The sequence below is a fragment of the Paenalcaligenes sp. DL 463 genome (assembly GCF_057475185.1).
Genome location: NZ_JBYBKX010000001.1, coordinates 59,962 through 78,701, shown reverse-complemented (window position 1 = coordinate 78,701; position 18,740 = coordinate 59,962). Strand labels below are relative to the sequence as shown.

Below are 18,740 nucleotides of genomic sequence, written 5' to 3'. Positions count from 1 at the left end.
TTTTGCTTATTTTTTCTAACGTCACCCACGTTTGAGTGATTCAATGGTTACCGCAAAGAAAGCTGCTGCTAAAACGACCTCGCCTCGCTACTCGGCGCCCGCGCTTGAGAAGGGTCTGGACATTCTTGAAGTGTTGTCCGATTCGTACGAAGGCTACACCCTTAATGAAATCTCTAAAAAGCTCGATCGCAGCATGAACGAGATTTTCAGGATGGTGGTGACCTTAGAGCGACGAGGCTGGGTGCAAGTTGATGAAAACGACCGCTACAGCTTAACGCTACGTATGTTCGAGCTTGCGCATCGTCATATGCCCCTGCGCTCGTTGGTTAGCATGGCCATGCCGTTAATGCGTAAGTTGGTAACGCAGGCACGACAGTCCTGTCACCTAACCGTGGTGCAAGACGGTAGAGTGGTGGTGATTGCGCAAATTGATAGTCCAGACCGTTGGACCTTCGGTTTAAAAGTGGGTGCTGTGGTGGGTTTACGTGATACGGCCTCTGGGCATGTGTTGTTAGCGTTCCGAGATACCGCCGACAGAGACCGCATGCTGGCTATGCATGGCGCTGTCGAAGGTGAATCGACACTGACAAAAGCACAGCTAAACAAGGTTTTGACTGAGGTACGCAAAAGTGGCTACGCTGAAACGCCCAGCCAACAGGTCAAAGGCATTACCAATATTGCGTATCCGGTGTTTGGTGCCAATAACACAGCGATTGCCTGTTTAAACGTACCTTACCTTGAGCGTGTGGACTTAGGCGCACCCCCCTCTGTTGACGAGGTGAAGCAGATTGTGGATAACTACGCGAAGAAGCTCTCTGAAATGATGGGCTATAGCAGTTATACCCCTACGCCGTTAAGCTGATCGTCGTCCCCCGATAAACCCCGTCGCCAGTAAGGTGCCCAACAGCACGATAGTGGTGCCGATCACCACTTGTGCAGTCAGGGTTTCGCCCAGAAGTAGCACTCCCCACATCACGCCAAAGGGCGGTACTAAGAAGGTAACCGTTACGGTTCGGGCACCGCCAACACTGGCCACTAGGCGGTAAAAAATCAAATAAGCCACACCGGTACACAGCAGCGACAAACTCAAGGCAGAGCCCCAAGCCATTGCAGAAATCGGGGTGCTAGGCCATAGCCACCAACCAAAGGGGGCGAGCATGACGGTGGCGGCGGTTAAGCTACCCGCTACCACCGCCATGGGTTCGGCACCACGTAAATGGCGGGTGGAATAGCTGGCCGCCAAGCCGTAAAACACGGTGGCCGTTAACGAGGCCAAAATAGCCCACCCTTCGGCGCCCTGACTAAAGTTAAGCTTGTCATACACCAAACTGGTGATACCGACAAAGCCGATAATCAAACCGACGATACGCAGGCCGCTTAATGCTTCCTTTAGCCATAAGCGTGCGATTAAGGCGGCAAACAACGGTGTCATGGCATTGATAATAGAGATTAGGCCTGTCTCAAGTCGGGTTGCAGCGAAGGCGTAGCAGGTAAAAGGCACCGCGGCATTCAAGACACCAATCACCAAAATGGGCCGCCAGTAGGGCAGAATCGTCGAAAGCTTACCTTGCAGCGCCATAATGCCCAATAGCATGATGCTGGCGGCACCCACTCGTATCAGTATTAGCGGTGCTGCACCGAACTCTAACGCACCAAGTTGCGTGAATAAAAACGAGCTGCCCCAAATGGCGGCTAATAACAGCAAATTACGTAAATCTTGAGCTGACATACCGATGCCTGAACAAAGCCTTCAACAAAAGGGGCCAAGGTAACAAATCCAATTCTCATTATGCACAAAGCCCGGCGCTTCAGATACGCTTGTTTCTGTTTGTGTTTAGATTAGGCCTTGGTGCAACACCAATGCGATAATTTGGTGTCACTCTAACCACATGAGGCGATGATGCTTTGTACTGACGGCGCAATCTCTGGAGTAAAACGTCTGCAATTGCTGGTGCACAGCGATAAGCGTGGGCATTTTGTGGAATCTTTCCAATCGCCTCGTTATACCGACTTATTAGGTACGCCCTTTTTGCCACTGCAGCAGAATGTGTCGCTGTCTAAAAAAGGGGTACTGCGTGGTTTGCACTTCCAACAACATCAACCGCAAGCGAAGTTGGTACGCGTACTGCAAGGTAAGGTGCTGGACGTGATCGTGGACTTGCGATTAGCCTCATCTACCTATGGGAAGCACGTGGCTTATACCTTGTTTGGTCCTGAACACGTTGCCGAACAACCGCACGAACAGTTATGGTTACCGGCAGGGGTCGCCCATGGCTTCTATGTGTTGTCTGACGAGGCCATGGTTGAATACACCTGCGACACGGTGTATGAAGCAAACGATGAACACAGCTTGCTTTGGAATGATCCGCACTTGGCAATACAGTGGCCCGATGCTAAACCGCTATTGTCTGAAAAAGACCAACAGGCAAAAAGTCTGGCTGAACTGGAACAAGCCAATTTGCTTCCCCAATTGCCTTAAACCTAAGCGTTGGTAGCGCCTTAAGCCGGACGGGTTGTGGATAAACCGAACCCTAAGTTATGCACACGTCATGTAGGTGTAATGAGTAAAAAGATACTGATTTTAGGGGCGAGTGGGCAGCTGGGGCAGCAGCTTTTAAAGCGTGCACCCTCAAGCTATGAACTTGACGCACCCTCTCGCGACACGCTGGATATTTCGAATGAAGCTCGTGTAGCGCAGTATTTGCGAGCCACTCGGCCCGATGTCATTATTAATGCGGCCGCGTATACGGCGGTTGAACAATGCGAGCAACAACAAACGCAAGCCGCAGCCGTCAATACCTTGGGTGCGCAGTGGGTGGCTATTTATGCACAGCAAATTGGTGCGAGGCTACTGCACTTGTCCACAGACTATGTGTTTGACGGTCGGGCAACCCAACCCTATGAGGTGAATGCACCCTGTGCACCGGTCAACCACTATGGCTACACCAAATGGGCAGCAGAACAGGCCGTGCAGGCGGCAATGCCTTCGGCAGTGATTATGCGCACCTCGTGGCTTTACAGCGAATCGGGCCATAATTTCTTAAAAACCATCGTAACCGCGGCCCAGACTCAGCCCGAGTTGAAGGTGGTGAATGACCAAAAAGGAAGCCCGACCTATGCAGGCCATCTTGCTGAGGCTCTTTTTGCATTGATCGGGCAAATTGTGGCAGGTGGTGTCTATCATTTTGCGGGGACTACGGCGATGACCTGGCATCAGTTCGCACAATATGTGCTGGCTGAAGCCGCTGTGGTTGACGAGGCTTACGCTGCCACAACGGTCACACCGATAAGTAGTTCCCAGTTAGCACAACGAGTTCTTCGACCCGCTTACAGTGTATTAAGTACGGTCTCGCTTGAAGACAAAGGTATTGCTCCCAGTTGTTTTCGTGCAGGCGTAAGGGCCAGCTTAAGCGCTCTCGTACCATAGGTTAGGCACCGCCGCATTCTCGTATCGCGACATAAAGGCATGGGCCTGACCCGTTTCGGCATCGAAGCTACGTCGCCCAACGCGTCCTATGTTTCCTGCATACAGATGAATGCTGACTGAGACTTGATCGTCATAGGCATTTTTCACCTGATGAATATCGCCTTGACGCGGGCAAATAAGGCTAACCTCACCTTCTTCCAGCCTTGTGGTGTCGGTTAAACGTAACTGGCCATCGTCGCTAGGGCTATAGCGCTGCTCAACTTCAGCCCCGTGTAACACACCCACCACGCCCCAGACGCCGTGATCGTGTATGGGGGTGTACTGGCCAGGGCCCCAACAGAAACTCAGTACCGAAAAACGTTCATCCAGATCGGCATAAAGCAATTGCTGACGATACCGCACCGGGCTAGGTTCAGCGTAAGCCGTCGGTAGCCATGTTTTTTGTTGGATAAGGTTTTTTAGTAACTGCGCACTTTGTTGCTGACGCTGTGTGCTACTTAAGGTAGTGTCGTCAAAAAGCCGATGTAGGCGCTGTATAAACTGACGAAAAGGGGTGATCATCGTTGGCTCCGTTTACGCCAGACCAACGTTAAATGTTGGTCTGGCATAAGTACTACAGATCGTCGCTACCGACCTAATAATTTATTGGGTAGCCATAGGGCAATTTCGGGGAAGAGTATGATCAGGCCGGCCACACCCAGCTGCAAGAACACAAAAGGTATGACGCCTTTGTACATATGCATCAAGGTGATTTCAGGTGGACTGATACCGCGTAGGTAGAAAATAGCCAAAGCCAGCGGCGGTGTTAGATACCCAGTTTGCAGCATAATCATGAACAATACGCAGAACCAAATTACGTCGATACCGGCTGCATGCATCAGTGGCGCAAAAATAGGAATGAAGATCAGCGTAACAGATGCCCATTCTAAGAAAAATGCCACGAAGAACGTCAGACCAAGGGCTAAGAACAATAGGGCCCATTTACCGAAGTCTAAGGTGTCAACTAAGTTCTGAATTAAGCTTAAACCACCCGCACCAGTAAACACCCCGGCGAACATATTACCACCCAGCAAAATCAATAAAATCATTGATGTGATGCGTAAGGTGGTTAGTAATGAGTCGTACAGAATGGTAAAGGTGAAACGGCGGTAAAACACGGTTAAGAAGAACGAACACAGCGCGCCCAAGGCGGCGGCCTCAGTCGGTGCTGCTAACCCCATAATTAGCGAACCCAATACTGCCGTCACCATGACCAGCGGTGGGACTAAAGCGTACAAGGTAAAGCGGATTTTTTGGCCAAAGCTAGGGTCGTCAGGGCTAGGCGGTACGCGTGGGCCGTATTCAGGCTTAACGGTACAGATAACCAAAATGTACAGAATGTACGAACCCGCTAGCATCAAGCCGGGTACGATAATCGCTACAAACAGCTCGCCTACCGACACGTTTGCTAGCGAGGCAATCACCACCGCCACCACTGACGGCGGGGTAATGGTACCGAGTGAGCCACCGGCGCAAATGGTGCCGCTAATTAAACGTTTGTCGTACTTGTGTTTAAGCATGGGGGGAATGGCTAGCAAGCCAATCACCGTTTCAGCCGCACCAATTACACCGGTCGTGGCAGCAAAAACCAAGCTCATTAACACGGTACCCAAGGCCAAACCACCAGGCAGACGCTTGGTCCACATGTGCATGGCTTCAAATAACTGTTCCGCAATACGGCTGCGCTCGAGCATACAACCCATAAAAATGAACAGTGGTACCGCAGCAAGAATAAAGTTTCCCCCCACCTCGTTAACCTTATCGGTTAATAAGTGGACGAGATTTGTTCCGAAAGTAATAAATCCAAAACCGATGCCGGTGATCATCAGGGCAAAGGCAACAGGCAAGCCGATAAATATCAGTATCAGCAATGCCGGAAACATGGCAAGTGCTAAGAACTCCATGGATTAGGCCGCCTTATAGGGTTGGTTACACAGAAGGGACACCGACTTGAGTGCTTCAGCTAGAACCTGAAGAGCTAGCAACACAAAGCTGATGACAAAGACGGCACGGTATGGCCAAACACGGGGATTCCACGATGATTGACCCGAGGTCTCGCTAATGTCCCATGCGTAGTAGGCATATTCCCACAGCCCCCAACTTAACCACGCTAAGAAAGGCAACAATAAAATATAGAAAAATGCGTTAATGGCAGCGCGACTGCGTTCGCGTAGCGCATTGGAAATCAGGTCAACTTTAACGTGCTGGCCTTCGCGTAACGTGTACGCAGAACCTAGCATGAAATGTGCGCCCATCACCATATAGCCAATCTCAAAGGCCCAGACGGTAGGGGTATGTAAAACGTAGCGTGCAAATACCTCGTAGCAGGTCGCAACGATAAGAGGTACAAGCAATAAGGCAGCGATAATTCCGGTCGCGCCCGTTAAGCGTTCAATCAAACGAATGATCGTATGCATGATGATTCCTGTTGCACAACACAACGCAAGCCCAAGGCTTGCATTGTGTTAAAGGGTTCAAACGTTTTTAGTTGCTCTTATTGAACCTTTCCGGGCTCGATAAGGGTGTCACGGTAACGTTCCGCATTGGCCCAACGCTCGCGGAATTGGTTCTGGTGATCTAACACACGTTGGAACCATTCGTTGCCATCAGCCTGTTTATTAGCCCACTCGTCGGCAATGCGACGTGCAGCGAATTGAACTTCAGGATCTAGCTCGATCACTTCATTACCCTTTTCACGGTAGTACTCAAGCGCTTTGGTATCTTCATTACCAATTTTTAGGTAACTTTCGAAGGTCACTAATTGCGCTACTTTTTCGAGCAAACGGTGGTCGGCGGGTTTTAGTTTGTCCCACACACGTTGGTTAACAACCAGCTCGTAAGGGGCAGTAGGCTGATGCACGCCAGGCACAATAATGTACTTAGTCACTTCAGCGAAACCAGGAGCAATGTTCTCCCACGGTGTACCCCATTCGGTGGCGTCAATCACACCACGCTCAAGGGCTGGATACACGTCACCGCCGGGCAACATAACTGGTGCGGCACCTAGCTGCGCTGACATCTCAATCCAGGCACCCGCGGTGCGCAGTTTTAAACCTTTCATGTCGTCTAGGGTACGAACCGGTTTGTTCGAGTGTAGGAACACTTCAGCCGGACGGATAAACAACGGCATCGACACCACGCCGAACTTTTCTTTTCTAAACTCACGTTGCAGCTCTATGCCGCCATCAGCGTAAAGCCAGTGCAACATACGCTCGGTATCGGGGCTACCGGCATAGCCACCGAAGAGAACGGTGGTTGGGTCACGACCCCAGTCCCAGCCCATCCACATATGGCCCATGTCAGCAATGCCGTTACGCACGGTTTCACTAATTTTGACAGCGTTGCCTAAGGCACCGCCTGGAAACACCTGAATTTGTATACGGCCGCCTGAAAGCTCATTAACGCGCTCGGAAAAGGCCTTGGCGCCCACGTCCATCAAGGGCTCAGAAGCCCAGCCGGTCGCCATTTTGAATTTACAAGAACCTACCTCGGGACAGGCGGTTTCTAAGGGGGCGGCGTTGGCAAAGCCGATTGAGGCAAGGCCTAAAGCCAGCGAACCCAACAGTTGGGGTATGCGCTTTTTCTGCATGGAATGTCTCCTTGTTGGCTATTCTTGTTTGTGTATAGCCATTTTTAGGTTGTATTGTGTTGATGTGAGTCGATAAAAAGAACGAAAAATTATAGGTACTAAAAGTTTAAAAACAACCCTAGTCAGAATCCGGTTTCTAGGGCGAAACAGTCGTCATTACAGGGTAATGACGACTATTGATATGGTTTAGCTATTAACGACCTTTTGCTCATCGGGTGTCAGCATGGGGCCATCTAAGGTCACGGTTGAATCATCGTTGCGGAACTTAGCAATAATGGGCTTAAGTTCTGGCTTAACGTGCTTCTCGCTGTAACCATTAAACAAGTGGCCAAATAAACCACGCTTTAGATCCGATGTTCCCAGCAACCAGTCGGCGAAGGGGAACGTCAGGTTCATGTTGTAGCGCATCATGATGCCCTGATTGTGATGGGCAGTGTGATGGCGACGAATGGTGTTAATAAAAGGAATGTTTCTGACGAACCAATTTTCATGGACATGGCAGCAATAGTGAAAGGTTTCGTAAATTACGTAGTTGGCAACCATCACCATGAATACAATGTATCCCGCGTTTGGATTAAAAATCAGGCTAGTGACGTAACCCAAAGGGATACCCACGGCGGCCAGTGTTAGTAGAACGCGCCAGGGGAAAAACACAATACGAAACTCGCGTGAAGTATCGATGGTGTACTCGTTGTCGGTAAAGTACTGGTGGTGTTCACGAGTATGACGCTCGTAAATTTGACGCAAGCCAAACACATCAATGCGTCGATGCATCACTTTGGCGTGCATAAACCATTCAATTAAATTACCCGCGATGAACACGGGGATCGCTAGCAGCCATTCCCATGTCAGGTTTTGAAGTTGTGTAAAACAGTACACGATGGCTGAAATACCCACCACGTACATCACGATTACATGTAGCAGCCCGTTGTAAGCAGGGCTGATATTTGCTTTGTAGTTTTCTCTAAATTTCCGCTGTCTATCGGACATCGGACGTCGTTCCATAGCCATGATTAAACTCCTCATGCTAGTAATATTCATCTAATATATAAGATGTATGTCGATAAAAAAATGGGGGCAAACCCCAAACTCTTCGGGTTGCGCCTCAATATTGAGGCGCTGATCTTCACGTATTAAGCCAAAAATGGCGTCTTCAGGTACTTACTGGCTTGTGGCCATCGCGTCTGAAAGCAGGCGTCCGTGCCATGCGTTATGAATAATTTGCTTGTACGCCTCGTGTTTGTTGCTAACGGGAAACGCTTCAAACAACCGCGTTACCTCAATGGCATCTTTTAAGAGCAAGTCGAGCTGGTCTTCGCGCACTCCAAAAGCAGCCAAATTACTGGGGATATCTAAATGCTCAACAATGTCTCGCACCCGCTTCGAGAGATTTCGTACTTTTTCTTCGTCTGTGCCCTCAACACCCAATAAGGTGGCCACTTCGGCCAATTCGGGCGCGCGGGTTTCAACCAACGCATCAAGCACATAAGGCAGCATGACCGCGTTCGTGCTGCCATGACTTTCATGGGTTAAGCCTGCCACCGCATAGGCGGTGCCATGACCGGCATTCAAGCCCGAGCTACCGTAGGAAAGCGCTGCGTAATAACTGGCATAAGCCATACCCATCCGTGCTTCTTGGTTCGAGCCGTCTTCGTAAACCGTTTCTAAATAACGAGCACAAAGCGCAATGGATTCCTTGGCAAAGACCTTACTTAAGTGATGGCGCCCGCTGTAGCCGGGGTCGGGATCCGTACCGCGTGCAAACAAGAAAGACTCTTCCGTCACGTACGACTCGATGGCGTGAGTTAACGCATCGATACCAGCGTCACCCGTTACACGTTTAGGGCAATAGAAGGTGTATTCAGGATCAATAACTGCAATTTTTGGGCGCAAGCTATTGTCCATCACAGCCACTTTGGTTGCGTTTTCTGCATCCACTAAAATCGCACCCGGTGTGGCCTCAGAACCTGTGCCTGCCGTGGTGGGAATAGCGATGAGGTCAATGGCATCGTAGGGCTTGGGGGCTTCGCTAACAAAGTGGCGTACAGGTAAACCGCTTTTTAAGGTGGCACAAAGGGCTTTGGCCAGATCGATGTTACTGCCGCCGCCTAAACCAACGATGTGATCAATGCCGTCCATTTGCGAACGTAATTCGGCTGTAGCCGCATCGCATAAAGCGGTGGTGGGGTCGGCATGGCCTTTGTCATAAACAATGGTTTCAATACCGGCGGCCTTGGCTTCTTTCAGGTAATCGTCGACCCAGTTAGAATCTTTGCTAAAGAAGGTATCCGTTACCAGCACACCCTTGCGGTAACCTAAGTGGGCCATTAGAGGTGCCAGACGACGCCTAGCGCCTATACCCATCAAGGTTCTAGGGGGTGCACAGAAAAATACATCGTCTTTTAATTCCATAGTGTGGCTCATATCGTTATAAGTTTTGAATAAAGTCGCGCACAGCGTGCGTGATAAGACTAGGGTGGGAGCGTAAAACCGAATGCTCCCCTTCAGGAATGTCTACAAAAGTGGCATTTTGAATGCCAGCGGCCAAACGACGGCCATGTTCAACGGGGCAGTCCTCGTCGTTCTCGCCATGAATCACTAAACAGGGTAGTGAAATGGTGGGCAGCACCGCTTCATGATTCGTCGATTTAATGTTGGACCATACCGCGGCTACCGCATCAGTATGCGCCGCCTCGCTAAGCTGTAAGCGTTGTTCGCGCTCCACAATTTCAGCTTGCAACAACTCAGGCTCGCTTTGTTGGAACCATTGGCATTCGTTAAGGGCAGGGCTGCCTGAAATCAATACGATGCCGCCTATCGGAGCATGTTCGTATCGCGCTAAATACTCAAGAATGACCGATACGCCTAGGCTCCAACCCACTAGCACGAATCCCGTCGAGCCTTGGTGCTGCACAATGGTGTGCAATTCGCTGGCAAAGTGCTCTAAATCTAACGCTGACGGCGTGAAATTCTGTTTTCGCTCTCCGCGACCCGCAAAGTTAGGTAATACGCAGCGGTAATCATCACTAAGATCAGCCGCGATACTTGACCAGGCGAGGCGTGTGCCCTGAATGCCATGCAAAAAAACAATGTCCGGGCTATGGCTTCCTGAGACAGTAAAGTCCATATCGTCTCCATTTTTATAGTAGTATATGACTTATATATTACTGTCGAGTTTATGTTTTTGCAATGAGGGTTATGCATCGTTCGTCAGGAAATTTTTACGAGATACGACGATATACTGTTACGCATTACGTCACTAACCGCTTATATCTAAGCCTATGCGTGGGTGTATGAGAATAAAAAGAGGAATAAATGCAGCCTAAAACAAAAGTATTATCCAAAGTTGAAGTGAAACGCAGCTTAAGTGAACAAGCCTATCAACAGCTTGAGGAAGCCATCGTTACCTTAGAGTTAGCTCCTGGACTGGTGGTTTCTGAACAAGCCTTAAGCGAGATGACGCAAATAGGCCGCACTCCCATACGCGAGGCCATTCAGCGCTTGGCCCGAGAAAACCTAATTACTGTTTTGCCACAACGCGGCATACTCGTGGCCGAGATGGATGTGCAGCAGCAATTAAAGCTGCTAGAAACTCGCCGAGAAATTGAACGATTAATCTGCCGTTCGGCAGCGCGACGCGCCACACCCGCCGAGCGCGAGCAATTTGCGCGGCTTGCCCACGAATTTGCCGACGAAGCCAGCGAAGGCGACGATGCACGTTTTATGCGCAGCGACCGCGAGTTCAACGAGTTGTGTTTAAAAGCAGCACGTAACGAGTTCGCAGAAGGTGCCATGCGCTTAATGCACGGTTTATCCAGACGGTTTTTCTATCACAACTATAAGCATTCTGCCGATCTTCCTAACATCGCACGGCACCATGCGCAGGTTGCACACCATATTGCTGAAGGTAATGAAGCTGAAGCGGCTGCGGCCTCTGACACCATGTTGGATGCGATTGAAGCCTTCACTCGATCAACACTTGATAGCTGATAAAAATAGGCATTTTTGATGGGTTGGGCTGTATGTAGAAAACACACACACTCAGGAGACAACAATGAGCAACACCACCGCCACAAAACGACAACAATTTCGTCAATTACATCAACAGGCCGAGGTTTTAATCCTACCTAACCCGTGGGATCTTGGTAGTTTGCAATACCTAGAGAAACACGGTGCCAAGGCCATCGGTAGTACCAGCGCTGGCTTTGCGTGGACGTTGGCCAAAGAAGACTATGACATCACGCTTGATGAAGCGTTATTGCACTTACGCGATTTAGTTCAAGCCACCGATCTACCGGTCAACGCGGATTTTGAGACCGGCTTTGCCCAAACTCATGACGAATTACGCCACAACATCGCGTTGGTAGAACAAACCGGTGTGGCGGGTTTCTCTATTGAAGACCGCCATGGCGATGGGCTGTATGAAATGGACGAAGCCCGCCGCCGTATTGAAGTGGCTAAGGAAGCGGCTCTAAAAAGTGGGGGCGACGATTTCATGCTGGTGGCTCGTTGCGAAGGGCTGCTTACCGGATCCACCAACGTAGAACAAACCATTCAGCGCTTACAGGCCTTTGTACAAGCCGGAGCCGATGTTGTCTATGCGCCTGGATTGCGTCAACTGGATGACATCGCTAAAGTCATCGAAGCGGTCGCCCCAGTGCCAGTCAATGTATTGTTATGGCAAAACGGTTTAAGCGTCCCCGAGTTAGCCAGTGTGGGCGTACAGCGCGTCAGTACGGGGTCACGCCTTGCCGCTGCAGCGCGTACAGCCTTTGAGCATGCGGCCGATACCGTATTGATCCACGGCCATTTACCTCGACAATAATAAAAAAGGTCACACCGCTTTTACGGTGTGACCTTTTACTGACTGGTGACGTTTAACGATTAGGCCTGACTTGGCTTAGCGTCCGATTCGTCATTACCGGCCAGTGATGCTTTTAAATCAGCCTCGCTGGTTGCGCCGTTAAAGAACAGGTTCAGCAGCACAGCAGCAATCGAGGTTAACAAAATACCTGACTCAATCAGCGGGCCTAAGGATTCAGGCATCCACTGTTTGTAGTGAGGAGCCACCAGTGGAATCATACCCACACCGATCGATACCGCCACGATCATGGCGTTATGACGATTGGTTGAGTAGTTCACTTGGCCCAAAATGCGGATACCCGTTGCAGTAACCATACCGAACATCACGATACCGGCACCGCCCAGTACGAAGGTAGGTAAGGATTCAACCAGCGCTGCCATTTTAGGTAGCAAGCCTAAGATCACCAGAATAATACCGGCCGCCACACACACGAAGCGACTACGTATACCGGTTACGGCAACCAAGCCCACGTTTTGCGAGAAGCTAGAGTACGGGAACGTGTTGAAAATACCACCTAGAACCGTACCCACACCGTCCACACGTAAACCTGCCGCCAATTCGCGTTGCGTAATACGCTTGCCGGTCATGTCGCTAAGCGCGAGGAACATACCGGTCGATTCGATCAGCACCACAATCATCACCAAGGTCATGGTGGCAATGTGCAAGAAGCTGAACTTAGGCATACCGAAATGAAACGGTAACACCACATCAACCCAACGAGCCGCAGCAACTTTCTCGAAAGTCATCATGCCCAGTGATGTCGCCACCACGGCACCGATCACAATACCCAACAGCACGGCAACGTTAGCCAAGAAGCCTTTGCAGAACTTCGCGATCAGCAAAATGGAAACCAACACCAGCGACGCAATCCCTAGACCTGGAAGCGTGGCATAACGCGGGTTAGGCATTGAAGGGGCGATGTTCATTCCTGCTGGAGGCGGAGGTAACTCGGATCCTGGGGCAGCGGCGTCACGTACGGCCTGCAACCATGAGAGGTGGTTGGGGTCAACGATAGACGGCGCGGTAGGCCCTACAGGGTTACCAAAAATCCAGTTAATACCCACACGCATCAAGGTAATACCAATCATGGCAATGATGGTACCGGTGACCACGGGTGGGAAGAACCGCAACATACGGCTAACCATGGGGGCGATAATGACAGTAATGATACCCGCCCCGATAATGGTGCCGAACAGCAACTGTGCCCCTTCATGACCAGGGTTTGAGGTGGCCATGGAAACCATCGGGCCCACGGCCGCAAAGGTAACACCCATCATGACGGGTAAACGTATACCCAACCACTGGGTAGCCCCAAACGATTGAATGATTGTGACAAGACCGCAGATAAATAAGTCGGCGGCAATTAGCATTGATACTTCGGCTGAGCTAAGATTAAGCGCGCGACCGACGATAAGTGGAACCGCAACCGCACCGGCATACATAACCAGCACGTGTTGTAAGCCAAGTAAGCCAAGCTTACCGACTGGTAGCAATTCATCGACGGGTGCGACGTGTTGATTCGTCCCCATGATTTAAGTCTCCGTTTTGACGTTTTACGTTACATTATTAGCAATGCAATATAACCAATGTAACGGAGCCGTGATGTAGCGGTATATCCAAAAACAGATAATTCGACCGCGTGTTTCTATATATATGCGGGTAAACCCACACCAAAATCAGGGTTTTTATCAGGTTTTAACCCAGCGCTAGGGAAAACCCCCAGAACGTTCTATGCCTAGATTACGATTAAAAGAGGGCTAAAACGGCACATCACGGGCTTTATACGCGTATTTAATCAGAAGAAACGGTGGCGGGTGAATTCGCTTTTGTTTTATAATTGGTAATACCATTTTAACGGTGGTGATACGCTGAACCTTGCGCCGTTACGTTTTGTCATGAACGCATCGATCGAGAGCCAGACTACAACATAAACGCATCGGTTAGGGCGCTTTGCGTCTTAATACCTTGTGAATAGCCACAGAATAACGACACAAAGAATTATGAAACGAGTACGTTTATCCGATGAAATTGCTGAAAAAATCAAAGGTTTAATACTAGAGGGGGCATGGGTACGCGGACAACGTCTGCCTGCAGAGCGCGAACTGGCCGAACGCTTCGGGGTGTCGCGTCCATCATTGCGCGAGGCCATACGGTCTTTGGTGACAGTGGGGCTGTTATACACACGGCATGGCGGGGGCACCTACGTATCCGAAACCGTCGGCGCAAGCTTCAGAGACCCCCTACAAAGCGTCTTGCTTAGCAGCCCTGACGCCCAACGCGACTTACTTGAGTTTCGCTACATGGTAGAGGGGGCGTGCTCGTATTATGCCGCCTTACGTGCCACCAGCGCTGACCGAGCGCGCATTAAACAAGCCTATGACGTCTTGAAATCGTTTTATGACGACCCCACGCAAATTGATCAAAGTGCAGAGCAGGCGGCCGACACGCACTTTCATTTGGTTATTGCTGAGTCCAGCCATAATGCAATTCTGCTGCACACCATGCGCAACACCTATGAGGTTTTGGGTGAAAGCGTGCAAGTGAACTTTGCCGGGGTGTACCCCGATGGGCATGGGGTGCGGGGCGACCTACTTAAGCAGCACAGTGATTTGTATCAGGCCATCATGGAAGGACGGGCTGACGATGCCGCGGCGGCAGCCCACTCGCACATCCGTTTTGTGCAAGATGTTCTAGTGGAAATGAAGCAAGTTCAAGAACGTGAAGCTCGAACATTACGCCTTGAGCGAGGCCAGGAGGCCTTATAAACACCCATTTCAAGTACGTAAAAAAAGCCGTTACGGTGGTTTACCGTAACGGCTTTTTTATATCTACCACTATCGATTAGGCGATGGCGGCGGCTTGTGCTTGGCGTAGCGACGTGGTTCCGCTTTCGTGCAGCACATCGTCAACCACTTCAATCCAATGCTTGATCGGAATGGTTAGCTCGGCCGATAAGTGCCCGTAACAACCCACGTTAGCGGTAACCACCATATCGGGTGAGCTGACCTGCAAGGAATCAATCTTGCGAGTGCGTAGCTCTTTAGAAAGCTCAGGCTGCAACACCGAATACGTACCTGCTGAACCGCAACACAAATGGCCATCACGAACGGGCACCGGACGATGACCAAAACGTGTTAGCAATGGCCCAACGGTGCTTTTGTTTACCAAAGCATGTTGGAAGCTGCAGGGGTCTTGCACGGCAATCTTCAAGGGGTGATTGGTTTGTGGCAACTGCGTAGCATCCAGAGCCGACAACTCGTTATGCACCACCAAGCTGATGTCCACACACAAGCTTGAAATTTTGGCGGCTTTTTCGGCGTACTCGGGTTCGTCTGCCATCAGTTCGCCATAATGCTCTAACTGCACACCACACCCACTGGCGGTGCTAACAATGCCTTCAGCCTGAGACGACTCAATAAATGGCCACCACGCATCAATATTGCGGCGGGCATCCACTTTGGCGCCTTCCAAATCATTCATGTGGTGTCTTACCGCGCCACAGCAGCCTGTACGAGGCACGCTTTTTAGCGTAATTCCTAAGCTATCCAACACACGCGCCGCGGCGGCGTTCGTTTGCGGTGTCAAGCTGGGCTGTACACAACCTTCTAATACCAACATGGTGCGTTGGTGCGTAGCGCTTGGCGTTCTGCGATTGTTGTGCGGGCGAGTAGGCAGCAGGCTCTGAATTGACTCTGACAGCATCGGCTTTAGGCTGTAACCCACAGCCGCCGCGCGTTTGAACACGGCGGGGCGTGCCACCAGCTCTTTTAGACCCCAGCGTTTCACACGCTCGCTAAGCGGACGCTCGGTTTTACGCTCCATCACGCGTCGGCCCACTTCGACCAACTCGCTGTATTTCACGCCAGACGGGCACGTGGTTTCACACGCTCTGCAGGTTAAGCAACGATCTAAATGAAGCTTAGTGATGTCGCTAATTTCTTTACCCTCGAACATCTCTTTCATCAAGTAGATGCGACCACGGGGGCCATCAAGCTCGTCACCAAGAATTTGATAGGTCGGGCATGTGGCATTACAAAAACCACAATGCACACAGTTGGCGATCACCTCTTTGGCTTTTTCGCCCTCGGGTGTGCCGATAAATTCTGCCGATAATTCGGTATGCATTACAGGGCTCCTGTGTAAATACGTCCAGCATTCAAAATGCCAGCCGGGTCGAAAGCCGATTTCAAACGTTGTTGCAGGCGTAGCATGGGAATCGGTAGGGGGTGGAAAGCAGAACCCGCTACTTGACCCTTAGCACGGAAGATATTGGCCGTACCGCCCGCCGCACTCACGATGCCACGAATTTCAGATTCAGAGGCCTCGCTATAGACCCAACGCAATGCACCGCCCCACTCAACAAAAGCGGGGGACTCAATGTCGTTCAACACGGGGTGCGTGCTAGGCACGGATAAGCGCCATAAATGACCCGACTTATCGGCGTTGAACCACTCGTGGGTTTGCTCTTTAATGCTGTGCCAGAACGCATCGGCGGTGTTGGCATCCAACGCTTCGCCACCAATTTTCTGACTACCCGCATCAATCGCTTCTTGAGCACCCGACAAACGAATGTAGGCCACGTTGTCCACCCATGTGGTGGCTGAAATGGCTAAAGGCTGACCGGCGTAGGTATTGAAAAGATTCAGCGCTTTTTCTTGATCAAGCTGTAGGGCCAAGGTGACGGAAGCCTCGGGCACTGGAAGCACCTTAATAGAGAGCTCGTCGATCACGCCTAAACTGCCGAAACTACCCGCAATCACACGCGACACGTCGTAGCCCGCCACGTTTTTCATGACTTGACCGCCAAAGGTTAAATGATCGCCTTTGCCGTCAATGATTTTGGCGCCCAATACAAAGTCCTTAAGTGAACCTACTGTGGCACGGCGTGGGCCGGCTAAACCCGATGCAATGGCACCTGCAACCGTCGCGTTCTCACCAAAATGCGGGGGCTCGAAAGCCAAAAACTGGTTGCTTTGGGCCAATAAGGCTTCAAGTTCGCGCAACGGCGTTCCGCCTTTGACGGTAACAACCAGTTCTGAAGGCTCGTAAGCCACAACGCCTTGGTTGCCGGTAACATCCAACACCTTGCCATTGCTGCGAGGACCATAAAATTGTTTGCTGCCAGACCCCACAATCTGCAATGGGGTGTTGGCACTGTGCGCTTGGCGTATGGTTTCTTGCCAATCGCTAATTAAAGTAGAAGTACTCATGAGATACAAATTCCGCTAGTAAATGGCGCCGCTTAGAAGCGAGGAAGGTCGGGGAAGGGCACTTCACCGTGATGCACATGCATCATGCCAAACTCAGCACAGCGGTTAAGCGTAGGAATATGTTTGCCCGGATTCAACAGTGACTCGGGGTCAAAAGCTTTTTTGATATCAAAAAACTTGGTGCGCTCTAGGTCGCTAAACTGCACACACATTTGATCGATTTTTTCGATACCTACACCGTGCTCACCCGTAATGGTGCCGCCAAGCGCAACCGAAAGCTCAAGAATGTCGCCACCAAAAGCCATGGCGCGTTCTTTCTCGTCAGCAATACTGCCATCAAAAAGAATCAGGGGGTGTAAGTTACCGTCGCCAGCATGGAACACGTTCAAGCAACGCAAACCATGTTTGACTTCAAAGTCTTGAATGGTGGTAAGCATCTCGGCCAAGCGTTTGCGTGGGATGGTACCGTCCATGCAAATGTAGTCAGGCGAAACACGACCAGCTGCCGGGAATGCAGCTTTACGCCCAGCCCAGAACAACGCCCGTTCGGCTTCGTCTTGTGACACACGAATTTCAGTCGCGCCACTTTCGACCAGCACGGCCTTCATTTTCTTGACTTCAGCGGCAACTTCTTCAGGCGTACCGTCGGACTCGCACAGTAAAATAGCTTTGGCATCAAGCGGATAGCCTGCATTCACAAAGGCTTCAACGGCCACGGTAGCGGGTTGGTCCATCATTTCCAGACCGGCTGGAATAATACCTGCGGCAATCACGGCAGCCACGGCATCACAGGCTTTTGCCACGTCATCAAAACTGGCCAAAATACATTGTGCCAACTGAGGGGTAGGCGTCAGCTTAACGGTAATTTCGGTCACCACCGCTAACATCCCTTCAGAGCCGGTGATCAGTGACAACATGTCAAAGCCGGGCGTATCTAAAGCATGGCTACCGATCTCGATAATATCGCCATCAATGGTCACGGCACGTAGGTGCAGCAAGTTATGAATGGTTAAACCGTACTTCAAACAGTGCACACCACCGGCGTTTTCGGCCACATTACCGCCGATACTACAGGCAATTTGTGACGAGGGATCCGGTGCATAGTACAAACCGTGAGGCTGGGCCACCTGTGAAATCGTAATATTACGCACACCCGGTTGTACCGTCGCCGTACGTGCATAAGGGTCAACCTTCAGCACGCCATTCAACTTGGCTAACGACAACAACACACCTTGGGGGTGGGGCATTGCACCACCGGACAGACCGGTACCTGCGCCACGTGCCACAATAGGCACATTACGCTCGGCACAAATTTTAATGGCACGTACGACTTCGGCTTCGCTAGAAGGCATCACAACCAGTAGCGGACGTTGTCGAATTAAGGTGAAGCCATCACACTCGTATGGATTCAATTGCTCGTCAGTGTGAAGCACAGCTTCCACCGAGGTGGCTTCTTGCAAAGCAGCGATCAACGCAGGGCGATCAATGGTGCCGTAATCGTACTCGGCATAAAGATCGTGTTGAAGAGTTTCAGACATTTCTTAGCCTTTGAGAAGTTAAGAAGGGGGTACACATACAGCCTACACAGCCGTGCGAGAACGCTTACCCAAT

At 50.8% G+C, this 18,740-nt stretch carries 18 protein-coding genes; 6 read left to right on the top strand and 12 right to left on the bottom strand.

Features of this window, described 5'->3' with window-relative positions:
• Positions 1 to 43: 43 nt before the first annotated feature.
• A complete protein-coding gene (locus tag AC2UZI_RS00365; protein WP_486941849.1) occupies positions 44 to 862 on the top strand; it encodes an IclR family transcriptional regulator in 819 nt (272 codons plus the stop codon).
• Here the strand turns inward: AC2UZI_RS00365 and AC2UZI_RS00360 are convergent.
• Positions 854 to 1,729: a DMT family transporter gene (locus AC2UZI_RS00360; protein ID WP_486941848.1), complete on the bottom strand. Its 876-nt coding sequence runs from the start codon at positions 1,727 to 1,729 to the stop codon at positions 854 to 856. The two genes, AC2UZI_RS00365 and AC2UZI_RS00360, sit on opposite strands and share 9 nt — an antisense overlap.
• Before the next feature lie 171 nt (positions 1,730 to 1,900).
• Here AC2UZI_RS00360 and rfbC point away from each other — a divergent pair, with 171 nt between their 5' ends.
• On the top strand, positions 1,901 to 2,479 hold the full coding sequence (gene rfbC, locus AC2UZI_RS00355) for a dTDP-4-dehydrorhamnose 3,5-epimerase (RefSeq protein WP_486941847.1): 579 nt from the start codon (positions 1,901 to 1,903) through the stop codon (positions 2,477 to 2,479).
• 81 nt (positions 2,480 to 2,560) lie between these two features.
• Entirely contained in the window at positions 2,561 to 3,427 is an 867-nt protein-coding gene (gene rfbD, locus AC2UZI_RS00350; protein WP_486941846.1) for a dTDP-4-dehydrorhamnose reductase, read from the top strand.
• Here the strand turns inward: rfbD and AC2UZI_RS00345 are convergent.
• The 7 genes from AC2UZI_RS00345 to AC2UZI_RS00315 all read right to left on the bottom strand — a co-directional run bounded on the left by AC2UZI_RS00345 (position 3,407) and on the right by AC2UZI_RS00315 (position 10,182).
• The gene (locus AC2UZI_RS00345; RefSeq protein WP_486941845.1) at positions 3,407 to 3,988 is read right to left on the bottom strand and encodes a cysteine dioxygenase family protein; all 582 of its coding nucleotides are present in this window, start codon (positions 3,986 to 3,988) and stop codon (positions 3,407 to 3,409) included. The genes rfbD and AC2UZI_RS00345 overlap by 21 nt on opposite strands.
• Positions 3,989 to 4,053: 65 nt before the next feature.
• Positions 4,054 to 5,370: a TRAP transporter large permease gene (locus AC2UZI_RS00340; RefSeq protein WP_486941844.1), complete on the bottom strand. Its 1,317-nt coding sequence runs from the start codon at positions 5,368 to 5,370 to the stop codon at positions 4,054 to 4,056.
• A 3-nt stretch (positions 5,371 to 5,373) separates the two neighbouring features.
• Positions 5,374 to 5,883 (bottom strand): TRAP transporter small permease subunit, encoded by a 510-nt coding sequence (locus AC2UZI_RS00335; RefSeq protein WP_486941843.1) that lies wholly within the window; start codon positions 5,881 to 5,883, stop codon positions 5,374 to 5,376.
• A gap of 77 nt (positions 5,884 to 5,960) precedes the next feature.
• Complete coding sequence (gene dctP / locus AC2UZI_RS00330; RefSeq protein WP_486941842.1) at positions 5,961 to 7,055, bottom strand: TRAP transporter substrate-binding protein DctP; 1,095 nt, start codon at positions 7,053 to 7,055, stop codon at positions 5,961 to 5,963.
• Positions 7,056 to 7,241: 186 nt separating this feature from the next.
• Complete coding sequence (locus AC2UZI_RS00325) at positions 7,242 to 8,066, bottom strand: sterol desaturase family protein (RefSeq protein WP_486941841.1); 825 nt, start codon at positions 8,064 to 8,066, stop codon at positions 7,242 to 7,244.
• A 150-nt stretch (positions 8,067 to 8,216) separates the two neighbouring features.
• Positions 8,217 to 9,467, bottom strand: a complete 1,251-nt coding sequence (locus AC2UZI_RS00320) for an iron-containing alcohol dehydrogenase (RefSeq protein ID WP_486941840.1) — start codon at positions 9,465 to 9,467, stop codon at positions 8,217 to 8,219.
• A gap of 16 nt (positions 9,468 to 9,483) precedes the next feature.
• Entirely contained in the window at positions 9,484 to 10,182 is a 699-nt protein-coding gene (locus tag AC2UZI_RS00315) for an alpha/beta fold hydrolase (protein WP_486941839.1), read from the bottom strand.
• 188 nt (positions 10,183 to 10,370) lie between these two features.
• On the opposite strand from AC2UZI_RS00315, the gene AC2UZI_RS00310 reads away from it, so the two are divergent.
• Together AC2UZI_RS00310 and AC2UZI_RS00305 are read left to right on the top strand one after the other, a co-directional pair.
• Positions 10,371 to 11,045 (top strand): GntR family transcriptional regulator, encoded by a 675-nt coding sequence (locus tag AC2UZI_RS00310; protein ID WP_486941838.1) that lies wholly within the window; start codon positions 10,371 to 10,373, stop codon positions 11,043 to 11,045.
• Between the two features lie 64 nt (positions 11,046 to 11,109).
• The gene (locus AC2UZI_RS00305; RefSeq protein WP_486941837.1) at positions 11,110 to 11,880 is read left to right on the top strand and encodes an isocitrate lyase/PEP mutase family protein; all 771 of its coding nucleotides are present in this window, start codon (positions 11,110 to 11,112) and stop codon (positions 11,878 to 11,880) included.
• Between the two features lie 59 nt (positions 11,881 to 11,939).
• On the opposite strand, the gene AC2UZI_RS00300 is transcribed toward AC2UZI_RS00305, so the two are convergent.
• Positions 11,940 to 13,448 (bottom strand): nucleobase:cation symporter-2 family protein, encoded by a 1,509-nt coding sequence (locus tag AC2UZI_RS00300; protein ID WP_486941836.1) that lies wholly within the window; start codon positions 13,446 to 13,448, stop codon positions 11,940 to 11,942.
• Between the two features lie 471 nt (positions 13,449 to 13,919).
• Here AC2UZI_RS00300 and AC2UZI_RS00295 point away from each other — a divergent pair, with 471 nt between their 5' ends.
• A complete protein-coding gene (locus AC2UZI_RS00295; RefSeq protein WP_486941835.1) occupies positions 13,920 to 14,684 on the top strand; it encodes a GntR family transcriptional regulator in 765 nt (254 codons plus the stop codon).
• A gap of 76 nt (positions 14,685 to 14,760) precedes the next feature.
• Here the strand turns inward: AC2UZI_RS00295 and glcF are convergent, their stop codons facing one another.
• From glcF to AC2UZI_RS00280, 3 genes are read right to left on the bottom strand one after another with little or no spacing between them, the layout of a single operon-like run.
• On the bottom strand, positions 14,761 to 16,044 hold the full coding sequence (gene glcF, locus AC2UZI_RS00290; protein ID WP_486941834.1) for a glycolate oxidase subunit GlcF: 1,284 nt from the start codon (positions 16,042 to 16,044) through the stop codon (positions 14,761 to 14,763).
• The gene (glcE, locus tag AC2UZI_RS00285) at positions 16,044 to 17,129 is read right to left on the bottom strand and encodes a glycolate oxidase subunit GlcE (protein ID WP_486941833.1); all 1,086 of its coding nucleotides are present in this window, start codon (positions 17,127 to 17,129) and stop codon (positions 16,044 to 16,046) included. Before glcE ends, glcF begins: the two co-directional genes overlap by 1 nt.
• A 32-nt stretch (positions 17,130 to 17,161) precedes the next feature.
• Positions 17,162 to 18,667 carry an FAD-linked oxidase C-terminal domain-containing protein gene (locus AC2UZI_RS00280; RefSeq protein ID WP_486941832.1) on the bottom strand — a complete coding sequence of 502 codons (1,506 nt, stop codon included), beginning with the start codon at positions 18,665 to 18,667 and terminating at the stop codon, positions 17,162 to 17,164.
• Positions 18,668 to 18,740: the final 73 nt, after the last annotated feature.